Source organism: Actinacidiphila paucisporea (genome assembly GCF_900142575.1).
Classification (GTDB): Bacteria; Actinomycetota; Actinomycetes; order Streptomycetales; family Streptomycetaceae; genus Actinacidiphila; species Actinacidiphila paucisporea.
Window position 1 is genome coordinate 67303 of record NZ_FRBI01000016.1, and the last position, 24342, is coordinate 91644.

15 protein-coding genes are annotated in these 24342 nt (G+C 72.1%); 12 read left to right on the plus strand and 3 right to left on the minus strand.

Annotation, left to right across the window (positions count from 1 at the left end):
- Positions 1-1012 precede the first annotated feature (1012 nt).
- Entirely contained in the window at positions 1013-1666 is a 654-nt protein-coding gene (locus tag BUE44_RS22750; RefSeq protein ID WP_073500836.1) for a TetR/AcrR family transcriptional regulator, read from the minus strand.
- A 91-nt stretch (positions 1667-1757) separates the two neighbouring features.
- Between BUE44_RS22750 and BUE44_RS22755 the strand changes: the two genes are divergently transcribed.
- Positions 1758-2171 carry a DUF4345 domain-containing protein gene (locus BUE44_RS22755; RefSeq protein ID WP_073500837.1) on the plus strand — a complete coding sequence of 138 codons (414 nt, stop codon included), beginning with the start codon at positions 1758-1760 and terminating at the stop codon, positions 2169-2171.
- 402 nt (positions 2172-2573) lie between these two features.
- Here the strand turns inward: BUE44_RS22755 and BUE44_RS22760 are convergent, their stop codons facing one another.
- The gene (locus BUE44_RS22760; protein ID WP_073500838.1) at positions 2574-2987 is read right to left on the minus strand and encodes a hypothetical protein; all 414 of its coding nucleotides are present in this window, start codon (positions 2985-2987) and stop codon (positions 2574-2576) included.
- A gap of 279 nt (positions 2988-3266) precedes the next feature.
- On the opposite strand from BUE44_RS22760, the gene BUE44_RS22765 reads away from it, so the two are divergent.
- The 11 genes from BUE44_RS22765 to ccrA all read left to right on the plus strand — a co-directional run bounded on the left by BUE44_RS22765 (position 3267) and on the right by ccrA (position 23880).
- Entirely contained in the window at positions 3267-3860 is a 594-nt protein-coding gene (locus tag BUE44_RS22765; RefSeq protein WP_159450280.1) for a D-sedoheptulose-7-phosphate isomerase, read from the plus strand.
- 5 nt (positions 3861-3865) lie between these two features.
- Entirely contained in the window at positions 3866-4927 is a 1062-nt protein-coding gene (locus BUE44_RS22770) for a putative sugar O-methyltransferase (protein ID WP_143172553.1), read from the plus strand.
- Positions 4924-6720 carry a condensation domain-containing protein gene (locus BUE44_RS22775; RefSeq protein ID WP_073500841.1) on the plus strand — a complete coding sequence of 599 codons (1797 nt, stop codon included), beginning with the start codon at positions 4924-4926 and terminating at the stop codon, positions 6718-6720. The genes BUE44_RS22770 and BUE44_RS22775 overlap by 4 nt, the downstream gene beginning before the upstream one ends.
- A 1-nt stretch (position 6721) precedes the next feature.
- Positions 6722-8047: a glycosyltransferase family 2 protein gene (locus BUE44_RS22780; RefSeq protein WP_073500842.1), complete on the plus strand. Its 1326-nt coding sequence runs from the start codon at positions 6722-6724 to the stop codon at positions 8045-8047.
- On the plus strand, positions 8044-8802 hold the full coding sequence (locus BUE44_RS22785; RefSeq protein ID WP_073500843.1) for an HAD family hydrolase: 759 nt from the start codon (positions 8044-8046) through the stop codon (positions 8800-8802). The genes BUE44_RS22780 and BUE44_RS22785 overlap by 4 nt, the downstream gene beginning before the upstream one ends.
- Positions 8789-11884: a condensation domain-containing protein gene (locus BUE44_RS22790; RefSeq protein ID WP_073500844.1), complete on the plus strand. Its 3096-nt coding sequence runs from the start codon at positions 8789-8791 to the stop codon at positions 11882-11884. Before BUE44_RS22785 ends, BUE44_RS22790 begins: the two co-directional genes overlap by 14 nt.
- The gene (locus BUE44_RS22795; RefSeq protein WP_073500845.1) at positions 11881-17394 is read left to right on the plus strand and encodes a non-ribosomal peptide synthetase/MFS transporter; all 5514 of its coding nucleotides are present in this window, start codon (positions 11881-11883) and stop codon (positions 17392-17394) included. Before BUE44_RS22790 ends, BUE44_RS22795 begins: the two co-directional genes overlap by 4 nt.
- Positions 17394-19034, plus strand: a complete 1641-nt coding sequence (locus BUE44_RS22800; protein ID WP_073500846.1) for a class I adenylate-forming enzyme family protein — start codon at positions 17394-17396, stop codon at positions 19032-19034. The genes BUE44_RS22795 and BUE44_RS22800 overlap by 1 nt, the downstream gene beginning before the upstream one ends.
- On the plus strand, positions 19013-22147 hold the full coding sequence (locus BUE44_RS22805) for a non-ribosomal peptide synthetase (RefSeq protein WP_073500847.1): 3135 nt from the start codon (positions 19013-19015) through the stop codon (positions 22145-22147). The genes BUE44_RS22800 and BUE44_RS22805 overlap by 22 nt, the downstream gene beginning before the upstream one ends.
- Positions 22144-22461, plus strand: a complete 318-nt coding sequence (locus tag BUE44_RS22810) for a phosphopantetheine-binding protein (protein WP_073500848.1) — start codon at positions 22144-22146, stop codon at positions 22459-22461. Before BUE44_RS22805 ends, BUE44_RS22810 begins: the two co-directional genes overlap by 4 nt.
- Positions 22462-22527: 66 nt before the next feature.
- The gene (gene ccrA, locus BUE44_RS22815; protein ID WP_073500849.1) at positions 22528-23880 is read left to right on the plus strand and encodes a crotonyl-CoA carboxylase/reductase; all 1353 of its coding nucleotides are present in this window, start codon (positions 22528-22530) and stop codon (positions 23878-23880) included.
- Here the strand turns inward: ccrA and BUE44_RS22820 are convergent.
- Entirely contained in the window at positions 23843-24235 is a 393-nt protein-coding gene (locus BUE44_RS22820) for a hypothetical protein (RefSeq protein WP_073500850.1), read from the minus strand. The two genes, ccrA and BUE44_RS22820, sit on opposite strands and share 38 nt — an antisense overlap.
- Positions 24236-24342: the final 107 nt, after the last annotated feature.

A 24342-nucleotide genomic window follows, 5' to 3' on the forward strand; every position in this document is an offset into this window, starting at 1 on the left:
CCCCCCGGTGGCCAGGTCAGGGCGGCGCGGCATGCTCGGCCGCTACAGCTACGCATCCCACGGCCTGAAGTTCGCGATCAAAAGCCCCACCGAGTCCCGTGACGCCATCCGGAGCATCACAGGGAAACCGTTGCCCGCAACGGAAAAGGCCCGCTGACCTGGCCAAATGCCAGTCCAGCGGGCCTTCTCTGCACCCTCTGGACGACAGGATTCGAGCCTGCGACCCCCTGCCCCCAGTCGGGCGAACGGCAACCCCGACATCCGTTCGACGGCACGAGCGCACACGGAAGCCACGAACTACCGGGCCGCAACCGCATCCGGAACCGACAACACCTATTCCACGCTCTGCACGAGTTCGCCCCGTCACACAACGGCGCCGGCGGCACAAGGCCATCGCCAACGCTCACCCGCTGCTGTCCTGCTGGCGCCAATCACCGATCCAGGCCAGATCGTCCGCCTCGACATGCGAAACCCCGGCCGACTCGGCGGCATTCTCTACAAGTACCGACATGCCACCTCACCAGGCTGGATGATTAAGCTGATGCCGAGCCGGTGCCCATCACCTCCGCCGCCTTTGCTGGGAACAATAGCCAGCACCCGACCTTCCAGGGGAGGAAACCCGAGCGATGCCGACCGAACCCGGGCCGGCCCGGTTACGCCTGCTGACCATGGCCGTCGACAACTACGACGGTGCACTTGGGGGGACACACAGGGGAAAATCCGGCAGGCGGCAACTTAGCCGCCCCTGACCCGGCCGCGCGGGCCAGTGGCGGATGTGGCGCACGGCGCGGTGATGATCGTCCCGGGCATCATGGGCAGCGCCCTGGTCGACGCGGCCACCGAAAGCCGCTGTGGGGACTCCAGGGCTTCGAACGGCTGCTCGCCGAAGCCGCGCACCGGCAAAGGTGCTCCGTTGCTCTCCTGAGCAGGATCTGGCCGATCATCCCACCTGTAGCGTCGGCTTCCCCATCCAGACGGTTGAGCCCGACCTGCTGGCGGCGCATCGGGCTCTCTACCACTTGTGGGGCGGGCAGCCCTGGGCAGCTGCACCGAACTCTTGTGGCGGCCAGTCGGGGGCAGGGTCTTCAGCGAGCAGCGGTCGGAGGGCGCCGAGAACTGCGCCGATGCAGACGTCGCGCAGCTGAGTGCGGGTGCAGGTCTCGTGGGTAAGCCAGTCGACGCAGAGGACCTGGACGAAGACCAGCCAGCTCTTCAGGACATCGGACACGGCCTCGCGGGCTCTCTCGTCCGCGAGCGAGAGTACGGCCAGCAGTCGGGCACGGAGTGCCTCCAGCTCGTTCGTCATGATCGTCTGGATCACCGGGTCGCCCGCGAGGACTCGGTTCGCCGCGAGGACGGCGTTGCGGTTCGCCACAAAGTAGTCGAGATGGACGTCCATGCCCTGGATGAGCTGCTCCACCAGGGGGGCGGCGGGGTCGAGCTGTGTTTCGGCGAGCAGTTGGTCCGCTGCCTGCTGGTAGACGGCTGCAAAGAGAGCCTGCTTGCTGGGGAAGTGACGGTAAAGCAGGGCCCGGGAGATACCGGCCTGTTCGGCGACTTCCTCCATCAGCACGTCGGCGTAGGGGTGTGCGGCGAAGAGCCGTGTGCCGACGGCGAGGAGCTGGGCGCGGCGGTCGGCGGGGCTGAGTCGTTGGCGCGGAGGCATGAACCGAGATTAGTTGACATGCATCTACTAGTGCAGCCATCGTAGTAGGCACATGTCAACTAAGCTTCATTCAGGACGGATTGGAGGAGTCATGGCCAGGACTCTGCGTCTACTCGCACAGCTGATGGGCTGGACCTGTGTGGCGATCGGCCTCTTCCACGTGGCACTCGGCAACGCGGCGATCCCCGGTGCCGCTTCCGCCGGTGCGACGGTCGACAGCTGGGGCCGGTTCATGGGTGCCGCGTTCGCCGGCTACGGGCTGACCTGGCTCTGGGCCGTGCGGCAGCGTCCGATTCCGGCTCCGGTGGTGCGGTGGCTGGCCGGCGTTTTCCTACTGGGGGGCGCGGGCCGACTGCTCTCGCTCGCCGTGCATGGATGGCCGCAGTGGTTTCAGATCGCACTGGCGGTGATCGAGCTCGGCCTGCCGCCGGTCTTCTTCTGGCTGGCCGACGCAGAGGAACGGACCTTGCGCCGCGACGTGGAAGTCGTGCCTGCCGGGCGGTGAAATTGCCTGAGCGCGCCCGGACCGGCCACTCGGACGGGGAGTTGACGCTACCGGTGGGGAATCGGGTGATCGTCGGCAGCGGTTCGGTGTCAGCGTTCGGACACGCCAAGCAGATCGCCTCGTCCGGCAGACGCGCGCGATCCAGGCGCCAACCGCGGCCCTGTGCAGCAGGGTCGGGATTCGGCACTGCCCGCACGCCAAAGCGAACCGGGGGCGAGGTGGTGAAGGCCACGACCTGCTGGAGGTGACGCTGGAGAGCGTCCGATCTCGGGGGTCCGGCCAGTCGGCGGCTGTCACCGCATCGCCGAGAGCGCTGGTGCGAGCGACCGCGTCATGTTGGTGTGGGGTCCGGTCTTCTTCGGCGACGGAACCGCAGCCTGTTCGGGCCGTCGCTCCGCAGACCTAGACCATGGTCAGGAGGTGGTCCGTGGGGCCGTAGTCGATCTTCCAGTCGGCATAGACCCCCGCGGCGCCGTCCTTCCGGCACTGCAGCCCAACGGTCACCCAGCGAACCAATCCGTCATCGGCCAGGGAGAACGCGACCGCGGTCTCGAACTCCTCGCTCCCGCACGGGCAGCAGGCCTCGCCCGGATCCGCGTCCTCCCAGAACTCCTCGCTATCCGCGAGGAACGCACGGCCGCCGCAACCAGCGCACACCCGCTCGGCTCCGCCCTCGACATCGTCAACGAGCACGAAGAACACGCACCCGCCGCAGACGGAAGGAACGATCTTCACCGGACGAGCGTCGGCGGCGTTCCGGAGAAACACCGCGAGGTCCGCAGAGACACCCTCGCCAACCTGATCATCAGCATGCACAGGCACATCGTTCCAGACGCCCGAACCAGCACCCATCCACCTTGACCAAAGTGATAGGGGAACCCCCCGTGCCGGCGGCCGCTCCCGACCTGCGCGGGGTGGTCGCGACACGCACAACTGTGGCTCTGTGCCTATCCATTGGCTCGCCAATTCGGGTTGACGGTGCGCCATATCCCCTGACAAGATCCCGATCCTTCGGTGTTTGAGGATCTGCGATGGGGGATGCGGATGCTTGATGGGAGCGCTCCCATGCGCGACCCGGGTGCGGAGCCGACGTCCGTGTCGGCTGCAGCTGAGGCTGTGGTCAAAGGTTACGTCGACGATCTGACCCTGGCTCTCGCCCAGCTCGAGGCCGGTGCGATGGCCGACGTGCTGGAGGCGCTGGTCCTGGCGCTGAGCGAGGGCCGGAGGGTCCTGGTGGCCGGAAACGGCGGCAGCAGTACGGCCGCCATCCACATCGCCAGCGACCTCATGGCGGCCTCGACGGCCTTCGACGGGGCGCCGCAGGCCGTGGCGCTGACCGAGAACATCGCCCGGATCACAGCGATAGCCAACGACTACTCCTACGACGAGATCTTCTCTCGGCAACTGCCGGGCTGGGCCCGGCCGGGCGACGTACTGCTGCTGCTGAGCGTCAGCGCCCGCTCGGCGAACCTGGTCCGCGCCGCCACGGTCGGTCGCGACCTCGGGATGACGGTGCTGGCCGCGCTCGGCGACCCCGGCGAGCTGGCGTCACTGGCGGATCGGTACGTCATCTTCGGGCAGGCGGACTACGGCCTCACCGAGGATCTGCACGTGGCGCTCGGCCACATGGCTGTCCGTGTCCTGAGCGGCGGCGACGCCTGCCGTTACCGAGCCGCTGTCGACGGGTGATCGCAGTGAACCACTACACCTCGAGGATCTTCCTGACCGTCCGCTACCTCGTGGGCCTGTTCGGCCTGACCCTGACGCGGACCTCGACCGAACTGAGCAGCTTCCGGATCCACGCGGGCCACGGGCGCCACGACGATTCCCGGCCTCTGCCCGACGGGACGGCCGCCGTCCTTGACGACCGCAATCCCGACCTGGAGGCGCTCCGTGCCCGCTACCGGCGGCTGGACTCGCCGTTCCGGCCCGGCCGCTTCTGGCGGCGCAGCCGGCGCCTGCGCGATCTGAACCTGAAGTACTTCCGCGGCGACAACGCCTACGTGTGGCAGCTGCGCCAGCTGGGGGACAACGCCCGGTTGAAGTTCTTCCTCCTCGCGCGGTACGTCAGCTCCCTCGACACCCACAAACTCCTGGAGCGGACCGGCGAGGACGGCGCATTCGGCTGCTGGACGTTCGATTTCCAGGAGCTGCCGACGGTGAGCAGGGACCTGCTCGACTCGATGAACGAGATCTACTTCCTCGACCACCACTGGGGGCTGCTGTCCAGGACGGAGGCCACCGTCGTCGACATCGGCGCCGGCTACGGCCGTCTCGCCCACCGCATGGTGGACTGCGTTCCGGGCCTGACGCGCTACCTCTGCGTCGACGCGATCCCCGAGTCGACGTTCCTGAGCGAGCACTACCTGCGGCACCGCAACGTCGACCACAAGGCGACCGTCCTCCGGCTCGACGAGATGGAGGACCGGCTTGCGGCGGAGCGGCCGGACCTGGCGGTCAACATCCACAGCTTCTCCGAGATGCCGCTCTCGGCGATCGAGGCGTGGATCGGACTGCTGGCCCGTATCGGCGTGCCCGCCCTGATGATCGTGCCCAACGAGGGCGACCGGCTGCTGAGCCTGGAGGACGACTACCTGCGGGTGGACTTCACCCCGGTGCTCGAACGCAACGGCTACGTCCTCGCCGCGCGCGAGCCGACCGTCGCCGACCCGGACGTACGCGACCTGGTCGGGGTCGGCGACTGGTTCATGCTCTTCACCCGCGGCGGCGGGGACACGACCTCCGGTGCGTCATGACGGGCCGAGCGCCGGCCTCCGCGCCCACCCGCGAGCTGCTGTCGCTGGAGTTCGCAGGGCTGGAGAGCGGAAGCGCCGAGCTGACCTGGGGGCAGCGGTTCGCCTGGGACATCCTGGAGTCGCTGGCCCCCGACAACCACTACATCAGCCTCCGGCTCCGGGTGCACCTGCCGCCGGACGCCACCTGCGAAAGGGTGCTCGGCGCCCTGCACGCCCTCGTCCGGCGCCACGAGGTGCTGCGGACCCGGTTCTCCGCCGGTCCTGACGGCGAACCCCGGCAGCAGTGCGACGGGGAGGGCTGCCTGCCGGTGGAGATCGCAGGAACCGTGCCAGGCCGGGTTCGCCGGCTCGCCGAGCAGGACGAGGACCGGCTGTGGCGGGAGCCGTTCGCGCACGGGAGCCAGTGGCCGCTCAAGGTGAGCGTCGTCGTCGCCGAGGGGCGGCCCCGGCAGGTCGTTTTCGTCTTCTCCCATCTCGCGGTCGACGCCTGGGGACTGTCCGTGCTGCGCGCCGAATTCCTCGAGCTGCTGCGGAACGACCGCGCCGAACCCGCACTCGCGGGCCGGCAGTCGCGCGCCCGCGCTGCGTTCGAGAGGTCCCGGCCGGCCCGGAAATCCAACGATGTCTCCCTGGCCTACTGGCGCCGGATGCTGGAGACGACTCCGCAGACCGCCTTCCCGAACCTGCCGCAGGCCGGGGAGACCCCGCTGTTCCCCGGCCTCGGCCTCCAGTCGATGGCACTCGCCGCGGCGGCGCGGGCGGTCGCGGCGCGGCTGCGGGTCAGCCCGGCCGCCGCGGTGCTCGCCGCACTGTCGACGATCATCGGCATCAGGACGGACACAGACGTCGTGCCGCTGTTCCTCGCGGCCGGCAACCGGTTCACCCCGGAGGACATCGTCTCGGTGGGGACCTTCTACCAGGGCGCCCCCGCGCTGGTCCGACTGGACACCGGCTCGCTGGCCCGCACCGTCCGCAACGCGCACCAGGCGTCGGCGCTCGCCTATCTGCGCGGTCAGAGCGACCCGCGGGACGTGGCGCGGCTGCTGGAGACGACGACGTCCGTGCGGGGGGTCGGCCTGGGCCTGCTGAGCACCGTGAACGTGGCGTACGAGCCCGGTACCGCAGGGCCGCCGTCGGCCCCTGCCGCCGCGGAACTTCGGGAGCTGACCGAGTCCACCGTGGTCTCGGACCTCGACGGCCGCGACAAGGAGCAGTTGCAGCTGTACTTCCACGTCAAAGCGCTGCGCTCGCGCGCGGTCATCGAGCTGTTCAGCGACAGCCGCCTGCTGGACGCGGAGAGTGCGCGGAAGGTCCTGGCCGGGCTGGAAGTGGTCCTGATCGAGCTTTTCGAGGCCGGCGATCTCAGCCAGGAACGGGTGGCCGAGCTGGTCGGCATCAGCCCGCTGGCCGTTCCCGAGCACAGCGCCGTCGTCGACAACTGCCGGATTGACATGGACGCTGTCCGCGCACTGGTCGCCGGCCTGCCGCAGACGGTCGCCTCCGAGGTGTTCGTCGAGCACACCGGCCACGGCACGTCCCACCTGGTCGCGTATCTCGTCACGGCGCAGCTGGCGACACCGGAGCGGCTGCACGCCGCCCTGCTGGGCCGGCTCGACGGAAACCTGACCATGACGCCGCACCGGTACGTGATCTGCCGCGGCGCCCCGACCCGGCCGGACTCCCGCGCCGAGTGGGAGCGGCAGGCGGTAATCCTGCAAGGCAGCGGCCGGCCGGGCGGGCTTTCCGCGGCCGCCGGCCCGATGCCATCCACCGACGCTCGCCTGGGGGTCTAGCGTGCTGTCCGTCATCATCCCCACCTACAACCAGGCCGAGTGCCTGGAGCTGACCCTCGGGTCGCTGGCCCGCCAGACAGTCGGCCGGGACCGCTTCGAGGTGGTCGTGGTCGACGACGCCTCCGTCCAGGACGTGCACGCGGTCGTCCGCCGCCACGAGGCCGAACTCCAGCTGCGCTACGTCCGGCACGACGTCAACCGGGGCAGGTCGGCCGCGCGGAACTCCGGGGCCGCCGCATCCCGCGGCGACCGGCTGCTGCTGATGGACGCCGACTCCTACGCCGCCCCAGACCTCGTGGAACGGCACCTTCGCCGGCCCGGCGACCCCGGCCCCGAGGTGGTCTTCGGCCGGCGGATCGAGCCCAGCTGGGGAACCTTCGCGGCGCTGCGGCAGGCGGTGCCCGACGAGAGCGGCCTGCTGCCGATGGAGGGCGACCACCGCGATCTGCCGCCGAGCGACGCCGGCGTCTTCGACGTCTACCGGCGGACCGCGTGGATGTTCGGCTTCACCCACAACCTGTCGCTGTCGCGCGAGTTGTACCTCGCCGTCGGCGGCTTCGACGAGTCGTTCGTCCAGTGGGGCTACGAGGACACCGACTTCACCTACCGCATCTACCGGTACTTCGGCCGCGAAAACAGCTGCTTCCGCTACGACCCGACCGCCCTGTGCTTCCACGCGCCGCACTTCAGGGACTGGACGACGGAGTGGGAGAAGACCAAACCGGTCCTGCCCTTCCTCGTCGACAAGTACCGGCACTACGACATCGAGTTCTTCACCCACCCGTCGGACAACCACCGCCGGGTCGCCCGGACGCTGCCGTACTACGAGGACTGCCGCGAATTCCTCCGCGGCCATCCGGGCCGGGTCGCCGCCGATCGCGTACACAAGGCCGTCGGCCTGCCGGACTCCGCGAGCAGCCTGTGGATCGGGTTCGACGTCGGGGCCGCGGGCTTCGCCGGCCGGATGACGACCATCGACCACGGCGCCGAGTTCGGACCCGACAACCCGCACCTGTTCGGCGCACGTACGCACTACCAGGACGGTTCCTTCGACTGCGCCGTGCACCTCGACCTGTGGCGGATGCTCACCCCGATCGACCTGTCGGCGCTGATCATGGACAGCCTGCGTATCGCTGACACGGCCCTGCTGGTCCAGTCCAAGCACGTGCGCCGCGACCCCGGCGACGGGATCGGCATGATCGACGACCTGGGCTATTTCCTGTCGCTGGTCGCCCCCAGGTACGAGGCCGCGATCTGGTACGACGACGAGGAGATGGCCGTCGTCAGGCTGGCGCGGCGCGGGGCCGGCGGGGGGGCCGCACGATGACCGCCCGGATATCGGCCGCGGCCTTCGATCTCGACGGCACCCTCGTGGACCTCGAACGCTTCCACCACGAGGCCTGGCTGGCAGCCGCCCGGCAGGCCGGGGTCGAACTCACCAGGGAGGAGGCGCTGCACCGGCTCCCGCACTTCATCGGCGGCCCCGACCCGCAGGTGGCGGAGGAGATCGCGGCGCTGTCGCGGAACGCGGTCCCTCCCGCCGAGACGCTCGCCGCCAAGCAGCAGTCGTTCGACGACCTCATCGGCTCCGTCGACGAGATCGTCCCGCGGGCCGGGGTCGCCGCGGTGCTCGACCTGTTGTGCGCCCGGGACATCGCGGTGGCCGTGGGCACCGCGACCGAACGAGGCACCGCTGTCGAGATCCTGCGCCGGGCGGGGCTGCTGGCGCTGTTCGGGCCGGCCCGAGTGGTGGCGGCGCAGGACGTGCCGCGGCTCAAGCCGGCGCCGGACGTCTACCGGGCCACCGCCCACCTGCTCGGCGTGCCGCCGCAGAAGCAACTGGTCTTCGAGGACTCGGTCACCGGCGCCGACGCCGCCCGCGCCGCAGGCAGCCCGGTCCTGGCGGTACCCACTGTCCGCGACCCCGGCTACCTGCGGCGGTTCGAGGCGGCCGGGGTCGTTGCGGTCGTCGAGGACTGGCAGGCCCCCGGCCTGCTGTCCCTGCTCGACCGCCTGCTCGCCGACGACCGCAGGGCGACAACCGACGGCGCGACCTGGGGAGCGGCGTATGTCCGAGCGTGATCGCGGCCCGCTGACCTCGGCACAGCGGCGCCTGTGGTTCCTCAACCGCCTCGACCCCGACGACGTCGCCTGCAACATCTCCGCTGCAGTCCTGCTGCGCGGCGACCTCGACGCGGACCGCCTGATCCACGCCTTCGACACCGTTATCGCCCGGCACGAGAGCCTGCGCACCCGGTTCGTCGAATCCGACGGCGAACCGGTGCAGGAGGTGCTCGCCCCACGGGTGACGCCGGTGCACCGCGCCGATGTCGCGGACCTGGCCGAGGCGCGGCGAGCCGTCGAGGAGCTGATCGTCCGGCCGTTCGACCTGGCCGAAGGGCACCTGATCAGGATCGGCCTGCTGCGGCTGAACCCGACCGAGCACGTGCTGTGCGCCGTCACGCACCACACCGTCGGCGACGGCTGGTCGCTGAACCTGCTGTACCGACAGGCCGCGGAAGCCTACCGGGGCATCGAGCCCGCCCCGCCGGGCCTGCGCTACCTGGACCACGCCCGCGCCCAGCTCGCCGGCGACGAGGCGTCGCTCGCATACTGGCGGGCGGTACTCGACCAGCCGCCGGTGCTCGATCTGCCGCTGGACCGGCCTCGCCCGGCGCGGCGCACCTCGGCCGGCGTCTCGGCGGAGCGGGTCTTCGACGACGGTACGTGGACGGAGCTGCAGCGTGTCGCGCGCGAGCTGCGCTGCACCCCGTTCATGGTGCTGATGACCGCCTACCAGCTGATGCTGGCCCAGTTCAGCGGGCAGGAGGACCTCTGCGTCGCCACGCCGGTCGCCGGCCGGGACGACGTGGCGACGGAATCGGTCTTCGGCTACTTCGTCAGGATGCTCGTCCTGCGCGCCGACCTGTCGGGCGACCCCACCGTGCGCGACCTGGTGCGCAGGACCCGGACGGCCTGCCTGGGCGCTTTCGCCCACCAGGAGGTCCCCTTCGAGCAGCTGGTCGCCGACCTGGGCCTGGCCCGCGACCCGAGCCACAACCCGTTCTTCCAGGCCACCTTGACCCTGCACTCCACCATGGACGTCTCGGCGACCGGCTTCGACGGGTCGGAGGGCTTCGAAGGCGTCACCGCCGAGGGATTCGGCGACGGATCGCGCCGCACCCTCACCGACGTGGCCATGGACGTGTTCGTCACCCCGACGGCGATCAACGCGCGGACCGGGCAGGCCAGGATGGACATCCTGCTCACCGCGGGCGCCGACGTGTTCGACGCGGCCACCGCCGAGGCGCTGGCCGACCGGTTCACCGCGGTGCTGCGCGCCGTCCTGGCCGATCTGGACGCCCCCGTACGGGAACTGCCGCTCGTAGACGAGGCCGCGGCGGCCGAACTGATCAGGATCGGCACCGGCCCGGCCGCCGCCGACAGCGGCCCGCCACTGCTGGCCGCCATCGAGCAGGCGGTCGCCGCCGCGCCCGACGCGGTCGCCCTGTACAGCGGCGCCGAGCAGGTCAGCTACCGGCAGCTGTGGGAGCGCTCCGGCATGCTGGCCGACGCGCTGCGGGCGGCAGGCACCGGCCCCGGGCACCTGGTGGGAGTCAGCGTGCCGCGCGGCCCCGACCGGATAGCCGCCCTGCTGGCGGCCTGGCGCAGCGGAGCCGGTTACGTCCCGCTCGACACGGGACTGCCCGCCCACCGCCGCAGCCTGCTGATCGCGCAGTCCGGTGTCGCCGCGGTGATCACCGCCGACGGGATCGTGCCCGGCGCGGAGTCCCCGGTGCGCGAGCCCGGCGCCGCCTACGTGCTGTTCACCTCAGGTTCGACGGGCACGCCCAAGCCGGTCCTGGTCGGGCAGGCCGCGCTGCGGGAGCGCGTGGCCTGGATGGCCGGCGCCTACGGGCTGACCCGCGCCGACCGGGTGGTGCAGTTCGCCGAGCTGGGCTTCGACACCCACGCCGAGGAGATCTGGCCCGCCCTGGCCGCCGGCGCCGCCCTCGTGCTGCTGCCCGGCGGGACACGTTCACTGCCGGAGGCGCTGGCCGCCGACCCGGCGATCACCGTGCTCGACCTGCCGACGGCGTACTGGCAGGCGCTGCTGGACCTCGGGCCATCCTGGCCGGCCGCGCTGCGGCTGGTGATTTTGGGCGGCGAGCAGGTCGACGCGGCCGCGGTCGCCCGCTGGCGGCACATCCACGGCGACCGGGTCAGGCTGACCAACACCTACGGTCCGACCGAGGCGACGGTCATCGCCACCGCCGTCGACTTGACGGAGGCGGACACCGGCCGCCGGCCGCCGATCGGACGCCCGATCGGCGGGGTCCGCGCGTATCTGCTCGACCGGGCCGGGCGGCTGGTGCCGCGCGGCGCGGTCGGCGAACTGTGTCTGGCCGGCGCCGGGCTGGCCGACGGCTACCTGGGCCTGCCGGAGCTGACCGCCGAACGGTTCCAGCCGGACCCGCTGGGCGGCGGGCGGTTGTACCGCACCGGCGACCGGGCCCGTTGGCGCCGCGACGAGCCGGTGCTGGAATTCCTCGGCAGGCTCGACCGACAGCTCAAGGTCCGGGGCGTACGCATCGAACCCGGCGAGGTCGAGGCCGTCGTGACCGGGCACCCCGGTGTGGGCCAGGCCGTCGTCACCGCGGTCGGCCAGCTGCTCGTCGCGTACGTGACGGGCACCGCCGCCACGGATGAGGTCCGCGCCTACGCCGCCGAGCGGCTGCCGGCGCTGCTGGTGCCCGGCGTCGTCGTGGCGCTGCCGGCGCTGCCGCTGACCGCCAACGGCAAGGTCGACCTGCGCGCGCTGCCCGCGCCCGCGGCCGACGACGAGGTGCGGGCCGCCTTCGAGGCGCCGCGCACCGACGCGGAGCACATGGTCGCCGCGATCTTCGCCGAACTGCTGCGGGTCGACCATGTGGGCGCCTTCGACGACTTCTTCGTCCTCGGCGGCCACTCTCTGCTGGCGGTACGGGCGATCGGCCGGCTGCGGGCCGCCGTCGGCCTCGACCTGCCGGTCCGGCTGCTCTTCGAAGAGCCCACCGTGGCGGGCTTCGCGCGGGTGGTCGAAACCGAACTGGTCGCGGAGATAGACCGGTTGACCGACGACGAGGCGACAGCGGAGCTGGCAGCCCGAACGGCGACGCTATGACCACCACCTCAGGAGAACTCTCGGCCGCCAAGCGGTCCCTGCTCGCCGCCCGGCTGCGGCAGGCCGCCGCCCCGGCCGATGTCATCCCGGCCCGCCCGGCCGGCACCGGCGTCCCGCTGTCCACGGCGCAGGAGCGGCTGTGGTTCATGGAGCAGTACGCGCCGGGCACGGCCGCATACACCGTCCCGGTGGTGGTGCGGCTTCGCGGGAAGCTCGGCGCGGCCGCGCTGAGCGCCGCGCTCGACACGGTCGCGGCCCGGCACGAGAGCCTCCGCATGCGCTTCGGCGCCACCGACGACGGGCGGCCCGTGCTGCACATCGACGCCACGGTCTCGATTCCGTTGGAGGCCGCGGAGGCGGCCGGCGCAGACCCGGCCTCCCGTGAGGCGTGGGTGCGCGAGGCGGTCGCCGCACGGCTGGCCGAGCCGTTCGACCTCGCCCGCGGCCCGCTCCTGCGCGCGGCCCTCTACACGCTGGCGCCCGACGACCACGTGCTCGCGCTCACCGTGCACCACATCGTCTGCGACGGCTGGTCGGCCGAGCTCCTTCTCGGTGAAGTGCTCGCCCTGCTGGCCGACGGCGGGCCGGCGGCAGCGCCGCTGCGCAGGCAGTACGGCGACTACGCACTGTGGCAGCGTGAACGCCAGGCGCGGCGGCTGGCCGACGGCGCCCAGGCGCGCGACATCGCCTACTGGAAGGACCGGCTGGCCGGTCTGCCCCCGCTCGAGCTGCCCACCGACCTCCCCCGGCCCGCACGGCCGACCTACCGCGGCGCCCCCGTCGGCGTGGACCTGGACGAAGAGGCGACCGCGGCCCTGCGGCGGCTGGCCCTCGGCCAGGGCGCGACCCTCTACATGGCGGTGCTCGCCGCCTACGCGGCCGTCCTCTCCCGCTACTCCCGGCAGGACGACTTCGCCGTCGGGTCACCGCAGGCCGGGCGTACGCATCCGGAACTCGAGCCGCTGATCGGCATGTTCGTCAGCATGCTCATCACCCGGATCGACGCCGCGGGCGACCCGACGTTCACCGAGCTGGTCACCCGGGTCCGTGACGCGGTCCTGGACGGTTACGCCCACCAGGAGCTGCCGTTCGAGCAGCTGGTCACCGAGCTGGACGTGGACCGCGACACCGGCCGGTCGGCGATCTTCCAGGCCGTCCTGTCGATGCGCACCCCGGCCGTGCCCGGCCCGGCCCCGGCGGCCGGCCCCGCGGTCGAACCGTTCGTCGTGGAGGTCGTGGCGACCCGGTTCGACCTGGAACTGGACCTGATCGCCGGGGACCGCCTGTCCGGCGCGGTCATTTACAACCGCGACCTCTTCGACGGCGAGACGGTCGAGCGAATGGCGGAGACCTTCACGCGTTTCGCGGGCGAGGCAGCCCGCGACCCGGGCCGGCCGCTCAGCAGCCTGTTCGCCTCCGCCGGCCGGGCCGGCGGGACAGCGCAGGACACCTGGAACGACACGGCGGCCGACTTCCCCGAAGACGCCACCCTGCACGACCTGGTGCTGGCCAGCGCGGCCGCCACCCCCGACGCGCCCGCGGTCGGCTCCGAGGGCAGCACCCTGGCCTACGGGGAGCTGGCCGCGCGCGCCAACCGAATCGCCGGCCGGCTACGCCGCGACGGCGCCGGGCCCGGACGGATCGTCGCCGTGTGCGCACATCGCGGCCCCGACCTCGTCGTCGCCCTGCTCGGCGTGCTGATCTCCGGGGCGGCATACCTTCCGCTGGACCCGGACCACCCGGCCGAACGGCTCGGATACATGCTCGCCGACGCCGAACCCCTCGCCGTACTGACCGCGGGAACGGCGCGCGACGCCCTGCCACCGACCGGGTGCCCGGTGCTCGGACTCGACGACCCCGCGCTGTGGCCTGACGCCGACGCGACCGGCCCCGAACCGCTCGCCGGACCCGGCGACCCCGCCTACGTGATCTACACCTCCGGGTCGACCGGGCAGCCCAAGGCGGTGGTCAACGGCCACCGCGGCGTCGTCAACCGGCTGCACTGGATGCAGCGCCGCTTCGGCCTGACCGCGGCCGACACCGTACTGCAGAAGACCCCCGCCGGATTCGATGTGTCCGTCTGGGAGTTCTTCTGGCCGCTGCTCGCCGGTGCCCGGCTGGTACTGGCCCGACCCGACGGGCACAAGGACGCCGCCTACCTACGCGACCTCATCGCGGCCGAGAACGTCACCACGGCACACTTCGTGCCGTCCATGCTCGCCGTGTTCCTGGCCGAGGAGGACGCCGAACGATGCGGCACCCTGCGGCGGATCATCTGCAGCGGCGAGGAACTGCCCGTCGACCTGGCGCTGCGCACACTCGCGGCGCTGCCCGCCGCGGAACTGCACAACCTCTACGGCCCGACCGAAGCCGCCATCGACGTGACCGCCTACCACTGCACCGCCGACCGGCTGGCCGGCCGTGCCCGGGTCCCTATCGGCGCCCCCATCGACAACATGAGCGTCCACGTGCTCGACGACCGCGCCCAGCCGCTCCCGGTGGGTGTGCCGGGCGAGCTGCACCTGGCGGGGCTCGGGCTGGCCCACGGCTATCTGAACCGGCCCGAGCTGACCGCTGAGAAGTTCGTCACCGGCCCCGACGGGCAGCGCATGTACCGCACCGGCGACCTGGCCCGGTGGCGCCCCGACGGGACGCTGGAATTCCTCGGACGCATCGACACCCAGGTCAAACTGCGGGGACTGCGCATCGAACTCGGCGAGATCGAGGCGGCGCTGCGTGACCGGCCGGGGGTGCGCGACGCGGCCGTCGCCGTCCGGGAGGACCTCCCCGGCGACCGGCGGCTTGCCGCGTACCTGGTGGTGGACGCCCCCCAGGACAGCGCCGCACTCCGTACCGCGCTGCGGCGGCGGCTCCCCGACTACATGGTGCCCGCCACCTTCGACGAGCTGCCCGAGCTGCCGCTGACCGCGAACGGCAAGCTGGACCGCCGCCGGCTGCCCGCACCGCAGCGGGTCCGCGACGTCGCGGCCGCGTACGCCGAGCCGGTCACCGACACGCAGATCCTGATCGCCGACCTGTGGGGCCGGCTGCTCGGCGTTCCGCAGGTCGGCCTCGACGACGACTTCTTCGACCTCGGCGGGCACTCCCTGCTCGCCGTCCAGATGGTCGCGGGACTGCGCCGCGCCGTCGGCGCCGGCGTGACCGTGATGGACGTCTTCGGACAGCGCACCGTCCGCGAACTCGCCGAACTGGTCGACGTACCCCTCGACCAGCGCGGCCCCCGGGGCCTGGTGCACGAGCTGACCCGCCCTGCACCGGCAGGACAGCGGGTGCGCACCCTGGTGTGTGCGCCCTACGGGGGCGGCAGCGCCGTCGTCTACCAGCCGCTGGCCGACGCGCTGCCGGCCGGGCAGCGGCTGTTCTCCATCGCCATCCCTGGCCACGACGTCGGCCTGGACGAACCGGCACTGCCCCTGGAGGAACTGGCCGAACGCTGCTGCGCGGAGATCCTGCAGAAGGTCGAAGGGCCGCTCGCGCTCTACGGCCACTGCGGTGTCGGCTCCGCGCTCACCGTCGAGATCGCCCGCCGGCTGGAACGTGGCGGCCGCGAGATCGACGCGGTCTACATCGGGGCGATCTTCCCGTTCGCCCGGCCGCGCAACCGCATCTGGTCGGCCCTGTCCCGGGCGGCCCGGATGGAGTCGCTGCGCTCCGACACCCTGTACGCCAACTGGCTGACCGGGCTCGGCGTCGACATGAACGACCTCGAACCCGCCCAGGCCCGCCACCTCATCCGCACCATGCGCGAGGACTCCGACAACGCGGAGGCGTACTACACCGAGCTGATGCACTCCGGTACCCAGCGGCTGCGCGCACCCATCATCAGCGTCGTCGGCGGCCGGGATCCGGCAACGGAATTCCATGCCGAGCGCTTCACGGAGTGGCACTTCCTCACCGACCGCACCGCCCTGGTCGTGCTGGACGAGGCCGGCCACTTCTACCTCAAGTGGCGGGCCGGCGAACTCGCCGACATCGTCACCACCGTCGATCCCGCCGTCGCGGCGGAGCAGGCGGAACCGCTGACCCGTCCCGCACGCGGCGAACGCGCGACCTGGTGGCTGCACAGCACATCGCGGTCGACCGGTCCCGTCACGCCCGCCGGCCCCCGGCCCAGCATGGGCCGCTTCCTCGTCGTCGCCTTCGCGCAGCTCGTCTCCCTGCTCGGCTCGACCCTCACCGACGTCGCGCTGCCGCTGTGGGTGCTGGAGCGCACCGGGTCCGTGCTGAACTTCGCGCTGCTCGCCGTCGTCGGGCTGGTGCCCAGCCTGCTGGCCATGCCGCTCGCGGGCGCCATCGTCGACCGGCACAGCAGACGCCGCGTCATGCTCTGCGGCGACATCGGCGCGGGCGGCACCCAACTACTTCTCGGCATCCTGCTGTGGACAGGATCGCTGCAGACCTGGCACATCTACCCGCTGCTCGCGCTGCTCTCGGTGGCGCTGGCCTTCCAACGCCTGGCGTACAGCTCGGCCATCCCGCAACTGGTCCCCAAGCAGTACCTCGGCCACGCCAACGGTGTGGTGCAGATGGTCGGCGGCGGCGCCACCGCCTTGATGCCGCTGCTGTCGGTGGCGCTGCTCGCCGTGATCGGCCTCGGCGGCATCCTCGCCATCGACGTGATCAGCTACGCCGTCGCGGTCGCCATCGTGCTGCTCGTACGGTTCCCGCGAACACTCGCCTGGCGCCGCCGGGAGAGCCTGGCCACCGAGATCAGGGAGGGCTTCCGGTTCTCCTGGGGCCACCACGGCTTCCGTTCGATGCTGCTGTTCTTCATGGCCCTCAACGTCTTCCTGTCACCGCTGTTCCTGATGGTGACGCCGCTGGTGCTGGCCTTCTCGGGCCTGCACCAGGTCGCCGAGGTCTCGGTCGCCGGCGGTGTGGGGGCGCTGCTCGGAGGCCTCGCGATGACCGTGTGGGGCGGGCCGCGGCACCGGCGGCTGTACACGGTGCTGTGCTGCGCGCTGGTGCTTGCCGCCTTCTGCGTCGTCGTCGGCCTGCGACCGGCGGTGTGGGTCATCGCGGTCGGCGCGTTCGGCATGTCGCTGGCACTGGTCGTACTGAACGGCGTCTACACCACCATCGTGCAGGTCAAGGTCCCGCAGCGGTTCCACGGCCGGGTGTTCGCGGTGAACACCGTGATCGCATGGTCCACCCTGCCGATCGGCTGGGCGGTGCTGGGCCCGGCCGGCTCGCACCTGCTGCAGCCGCTGATGAACCCCGGTGGTGCGTTCGCGGGCACCGCAGGACGGGTCCTGGGCGTCGGACCCGGCCGCGGCATCGCGCTGCTCTACCTGCTGCTCGCGGTCGCCATCGCGGCCGTGGCACTGACGGCCATGCGGCTGCCGAGGACCGCCCGCTTCGACGACGAGGTCCCCGATGCCCGGCCCGACGACGAGGTCGGGGCGGAGGCGGTACGCCGTCGCGTCGCCCTCGCCGACGGCACGGCGGTCCGCACCGCCGGAACCGCGCCGACCGGCCAGGGGGTGTGATGAGCACGCGACGCCTTCGGCCGGCCGCCGGCTCGGGCGCCCCGGTCGCCCTGACCGTGCCGCGGCTGCTCGCCGCCCGGGCGGCCGCGGAACCCGCGCACATCGCTGTGACGCAGGGCGCCGACACACTTGACCTGGCCACCTGGCAGGCCAGGACGCAGGGGACAGCCGCCGGACTGCGAGAGGCCGGCGTCCGTCCCGGCGACCGGGTCGGGCTGCTGTACGGGGCCAGGGACTGGATCGCCTACGCCTGCTCCTACACCGGTGTGCTCGCCGCCGGGGCGGTCGCCGTACCGATGTCCACCAGGACCGCGCCGGCCGAGGTGGCGTACATGCTGGAGCACAGCGGCGCCACCGCGCTGCTGCACGGCGCCGACGTGGAGCGCTTCAACACGCAGGTCCGGCTGCGCTGGGGCCCGCGGGACCTCGCGCATCTGCCGGCGGCGGGATCGGTGGGCGGGGCGCCGTCTGTGGCGCCTGCGGGACCGGCGCCCGCGGCAGGGGGGCAACCCGTGGTGGGACCGGTGGTGGACGGGCCGCGCCCGGGCGACCCGGCGCAGATCCTCTACACCTCCGGGACGACCGGCCGTCCCAAGGGCGTCATCGCGGCGCACGCCAACCTCACCCACGGCGCCCGGCTGGATCCGCCACTGCGGACCCTCGCCCACTCCCGGCAGTTCCTGCACGCCTTCCCGATCGGCACCAACGCCGGGCAGACCATGCTGTTCAACGCGCTCACCTCGCACGCCGGGATGCTGGTGACCGCACGATTCGGCCCCGAGCACTTCGCCCGGCTGATCGAGCAGCAGGCGGTGGGCAGCGTCTTCGTCGTACCGGCGATGGCGATCGAACTGCTGGCCTCGGGAGCGCTGGGCCGTCATGACACGTCCGGGGTGGTGCTGTTCGGGTCGACCGCCGCCGCCCTGCCCCCCACCGTGGCCGCCGGGCTCGCGGCCGCACTGCCGGGCGCCACGATCGTCAACTACTACACCTCGACCGAGGCCGCACCGACCCAGACCAGCATGATCTTCAGCCCGGAGCGCCCGGCGGCCATTGGCCTGGCGGTGGCCGGGGGCGCGCTGCGGGTGTGCGACGAGGCGGGGCGGCCCTGCCCCGCCGGGGTGACCGGCGAGGTGTGGATGCGCAGCGCGGGCGCCCCCCGCTCCTACCTCGACGACCCTGCCGCCACCTCCCAGGTGTTCCGGGGCGGCTGGACCCGGATGGGCGACATCGGCTACCTGGACGCCGACGGCTACCTCTTCCTCGTCGACCGAGAGAGCGACCTCATCAAGAGCGGCGCGGACAAGGTCTCCACCCTCGCGGTCGAGGCGGCACTGCACGAACACCCCGAGATCGTCGAGGCGGCGGTCCTCGGCCTGCCCGACCCGGTACTCGGCCGGGCCCCCGCCGCCGTCCTCGTCGCCACCCGCGAACTGCGGCTGGCCGAGGTGCGCCGGTTCCTCGCCACCCGGCTGGCCGGCCACGAGCAGCCCAGCCGGATCGTCCACGTCGCCGAACTGCCGCGCAACGCGGGCGGCAAGGTCGTCAAAAGCCGGCTGCGGGCGCTCTTCGACCCCGCGCCGGACACCCGAGCAGCAGGAGAGGAGGCGGCGAGTCCATGGCAGGAGCGCAAGCAGTGACCGGCATCCCGATGACCCCCGCTCAGCAAGGTCTCTGGTTCGCCGAACGCGCCATCGGTGCGTCGGCGGCGTATCTGGTGCCGGCGGTGGTGACCGCGCCCGACAGGGCGGACTCCGCCGCGCTGGACGGAGCGTGGGCCGCGCTGACCGACCGGCACCCGCTGCTCGCCGCGACGGTGGCCGAAGCGGCGGGCGAACCGCTGCTGTATCCCGGCGAGGCGGCTCCGGTCGTCCACCGCACGGCCGCCGCGGACGAGCTGCCGGCCGTGCTCGCCGCCGAACTCGCCGCCGGCTTCGACTTCGCCGGCGCCGCCTCCTCCGCAGGGCCGTTCGCCCGCTGCGTGGCGCTGAGGGTCGACGACGGCCGTACGGTCGTGATGATCGTCGCCCACCACCTGGTCCTCGACGGCCTCGGCAGGGACATGCTCGTCGCCGACCTCGCCGCGGCCGTGGCCGGCCGGCCCCTCGGCCGGGGCTCCCTCGACCGGTTCGCCGGGTTCGCGCAGGCGCAGGCCCGGCGCGTCGCGGAGGCCCTGCCGGCGGCGCGGGAGTTCTGGTCCGCCCGGCCGGCGCCGCCCGCCGAAGTGCTGTTGCCCGGCCTCGCGGCCACGCCCACCGCGGCGGAGGACGCCACCCACCTCGACCTCGCCTGGGACCGGGAGCTGGACGCCGCGCTGACCGCCGGCACGGCGGCGCTCGGGGCGACCCGCTTCGAGGTGCTGCTCGCGGGCGTGCACGCGCTGCTCGCCCGATACGGCAACGTCGCAACCTCGGTGGCCGTGGACGTGTCCACCCGGCGCCCGGAAACCGCGGGCGAGCTGGGGATGTGGGTCAACGAACTGCCCGTCACGCTCACCGCGGACCCGCGGACGTCCTTCGGCCGGCTGGTGGGCGAGGTACGGGCCGAGGCCAGGGCCGTGTACGGCCACCGCGAGGTGCCGTTCGGCCGGGCCGTGACCGGCCTGCCGCCCCGCCTCGCCATGGCGCCCGTCTCGACCAGCTACATACGCCTGCGCCCGGATCCGTCTGGTCAGGCGACCTCCCCGGTGGAGCGGCTGTTCGCCACGGCGACGGTCCGCGCCGCCATGCACCTGCACTTCATCGACACCCCTGACGGTCTGACCGGGCGCATCCACATCCCCACCCGGCTGCTGCCGGTCGCCGACGCCGAGCGGATCACCGGACATCTGCGCACCCTGCTCGCCGCCGGCCTGGCCGAGCCGGACCGGCCGCTGGGCGACCTCGACCTGCTCCTGCCCGCGGAGCAGGTGCTGCTGGAGCGCATCAACGACACCGCGCGGCCGCGCCCGGCCACTACCGTCCTCGACTTGGTCAGGGCGGCCGCCGAAGCCACCCCCGACGCGGTGGCGGTGTCCGGCGACGCCGGCGCCCTGACGTACCGGGAACTGGTCGCCGCCGCCCATCGGATCGGCCACGGGCTGCGGCGGCGAGGCGTCGGCTCCGGCGACGTGGTGGGACTCTGCGCCCGCCGGCACGTGGAACTCGTCGCCGGCCTGCTCGGCATCCTCGCCGCCGGTGCGGCCTACCTGCCGCTGGATCCGACCTCCCCGACGGCCCGGCTGGAGTTCATCGCCACCGACGCCGGGACGAAGCTGATCCTCGGCCACACCGAAGCCACCGCGAACCTGGGCGTGCCGCCCGTCGAACTGCTGGCGCTCGACGGTCTCGCGGCCTTCGCCGCGGAGCCCGGGACACCGCCCGCCGCCACTGACCCCGCCGGCCTCGCCTACGTCATCTATACCTCCGGCTCGACCGGCCGTCCCAAGGGCGTCGAGGTCGGCCACGCTGCCCTGGCCAACCTCATCGCCGCCATCGGCGAGCTGATCGGCTCGGGGCCGGCCGACCGCTGGCTCAACCTGACCACCCTGTCCTTCGACATCAGTGGACTCGAACTGTTCGCACCGCTCACCACCGGCGGCCGGGTCGTCATCGCCGCCGACGCGGCCGTCCGCGAGGGCGGCGCGCTGGCCCGGCTCATCGGCGACGCCGCAATCACCCACGTGCAGGCCACCCCGTCCAGCTGGCAACTGCTGCTCGACGCCGGCTGGGCCGGCGCCCCGATCACCGCCCTGTGCGGCGGCGAGGCGCTCGCGCTCCCGGCGGCCCGGCGGCTGCGCCCGCTGGTCGACCGCTTGGTCAACGTCTACGGACCGACGGAGACCACCATCTGGTCCACCGCCGCCGAGATCCCGGCCCACCCGGACCGGGTGACCATCGGGCGCCCGGTCGCCAACACCACCCTGCAAGTCCTGGACGCCCGGCTGCGCCCGGTGCCGGTCGGCGTGCCGGGGGAGCTGTTCATAAGCGGCGCCGGACTGGCCCGGGGCTACCGCGGGCGGCCCGAGCTCACCGCCGAGCGCTTCGTGACCGATGCGGCCGGCCGGCGGTGCTACCGCACGGGTGACCTGGTGCGTCTCGGCGCCGACGGCCAGCTCGAATTCCTCGGCCGGTCCGACGACCAGATCAAACTGCGCGGGCACCGGATCGAGCTGGGCGAGATCGAACGGACGCTGCTCGACGCGCCAGGGGTCGCGCAGGCCGCGGTGACGGTACGCGACGGAGAGCTGGCGGCCTACCTGGTCGGGGCGGGGCAGCTCTCAGCGGTACGGGCCCACGTCGCCGCTCGCCTGCCCCGGTACATGGTCCCCCGGGACTTCCACTGGCTGGACCAGTTGCCCCGCACCTTCAACGGCAAGCTCGACCGGGCCGCCCTGCCGGGCCTGCACGCCGTGGCTGCCGTGCCCACCGCGGCCGACCCGCTCGACCCGGCCGCCGCGCTCGCACCCGAGCCGACCGGCACCGTGTCGCCGGACACCGACACCGACACCGAGGGCGGCGCCGGCCCGGCCGACGTCGCCGATCTGACCGGGATCGTGACCGGCATCTGGCGGGAAGTGCTGCGGGTGGACGAGTTCGCCCCCGACGTCACCCTTTTTGACCTGGGTGGGCACTCGCTGACGATCATGCAGATCATCGCCCGTATCCGGCAACGCCTCGGCGTGGAGGTGCCGTTCGACGCCTTCTTCGACACCCCGACCATCGACGGGGTGGTCAGCGCCGTCGACGAACTGCGACAGGAGGAGCCCGAGTGACCGTCCCCGACCTGCATCCCGAGCCGCGACCAGACCTGCAGCACGAATCCCGGCCCGATCCGTATCCCGAACTCCACCGCGAGCTGGCCGATCTGGTCGTCGAGGCCGCCGACGGCCAGATCAGCGCCGAGGAGGCGCTCGCCGACGAGCCCGAGCCGCTCGGGCTGCTCGGACTGACGTCGCTGGGCTTCGTGCGGCTGATCCAGGCCATCGAGGGCCGTTACGGCGTCGTCGTCGAGATGGACGACGACCTGTCTGCCCTGGACACGGTGCCCGCGCTGGCGGACTACCTGCGCGAGCGGGGCGTCGAATAGCGCGTCGGCGACCAGAACCGCCCGGTGGGGCTGCTCCTCCCATCCGATCGACTGAAGAGGCATGCAGTGAAGGAAATCGTTGACGCCATAACCTCCGGTCAGGCGACTGCCCGTGACTACTCCGCTCTCCGACTGCCCGAGAGCTACCGGGCGGCGACGCTGCACAGGAGCGACACCGGCATGTTCGAGGGGATGGCATCGGCCGACAAGGACCCGCGCCTGTCGATCCACCTGGACGAGGTGCCGGTGCCTGAGCTGGGCCCTGGCGAGGCGCTGGTGGCGGTCATGGCCTCCTCGGTGAACTACAACACGGTGTGGTCCTCGATCTTCGAGCCGGTGCCGACGTTCGCCTTCCTCGAGCGCTACGGCCGCCGGTCATCGCTGGGCAGGCGCCACGACCTGCCCTACCACGTCATCGGCTCGGACCTGTCGGGCGTCGTGCTGCGCACCGGCCCGGGTGTCAACCTCTGGAAGGCCGGCGACGAGGTCGTCGCACACTGCCTGTCGGTCGAACTGGAGTCGAGCGACGGGCACAACGACACGATGCTCGATCCGGAGCAGCGGATCTGGGGGTTCGAGACGAACTTCGGTGGCCTGGCCGAGGTGGCGCTGGTGAAGTCCAACCAGTTGATGCCCAAGCCGGAGCATCTGAGCTGGGAGGAGGCGGCTGCTCCCGGGCTGGTCAACTCGACCGCGTACCGGCAGTTGGTGTCCCGTAACGGTGCCGGTATGAAGCAGGGTGACAACGTGCTGATCTGGGGTGCCAGCGGCGGGCTCGGCTCGTACGCGACCCAGTTCGCGCTGGCCGGGGGTGCCACGCCGATCTGCGTGGTGTCCAGCCAGGAGAAGGCGGAGATCTGCCGCAGGATGGGCGCGGAAGCGGTCATCGACCGCAGGGCCGAGGGCTTCCGCTTCTGGCGTGACGAGCACACCCAGGACCAGCGGGAGTGGAAGCGTTTCGGTGGCCGTATCCGCGAGCTGACCGGCGGAGAGGACGTCGACATCGTCTTCGAGCACCCCGGCCGCGAGACCTTCGGCGCCTCGGTCTACGTCACCCGTAAGGGGGGAACCATCGTCACCTGCGCCTCGACCAGCGGCTACATCCACGAGTACGACAACCGCTACCTGTGGATGTCCCTCAAACGGATCATCGGCTCGCATTTCGCGAACTACCGCGAGTCCTGGGAGGCGAACCGGCTCGTCGCCAAGGGCAGGATCCACCCCACCCTGTCCAGGGTGTACTCCCTGGAGGAGACCGGCCAAGCCGCCCACGACGTCCACCGGAACCTGCACCAGGGCAAGGTCGGCGTCCTGTGCCTGGCCCCCGAGGAGGGCCTCGGCGTGCGCGACGAGCAGATGCGTGCCAAGCACCTCGACGCCATCAACCGCTTCCGCGCCGGCCGGCTAGCGCCGGTCTGACCCGGGGGGAGCCGGCGTGTGAAGTGGCAGTGAGCACCGCACGCTCGTCCAGGAGCCCAGTCGCGCCGGTGTCGGTGCAGGCGGCGCCAGGAGCGCTGAGCGAGGTGGTCAGCGATGTGCGATTGCTGTTGCCGTCGTAGCCGTAGACATGCCGGAGGCAGCTCCCGTCACCGCCGAGATCGTCGGACCCGGCGAGTCGGCCGAGTTGATCGTAGGTGTAGCTCTGCGACGACGTGTCACCCGCGGTCTCGCTGTGGTCGGCGATGTCGCCGTTGACCGCGTAATCGGCGGTGTCCTTCAGGACCGCGCCGGCGTCGCTGTCGCGGGTGTAGATCGCGGACGTCTCCTCGCCCACGTTGTTCGTGCCGACATTCAGGGTGTAGCCGCCCGGCAGGTGTTCGCTGCTCAGTTCCCCGTCGGGTCCGTAGGTGGCTGTGAGCGCCCCGGCGACCGAGTCGGTGA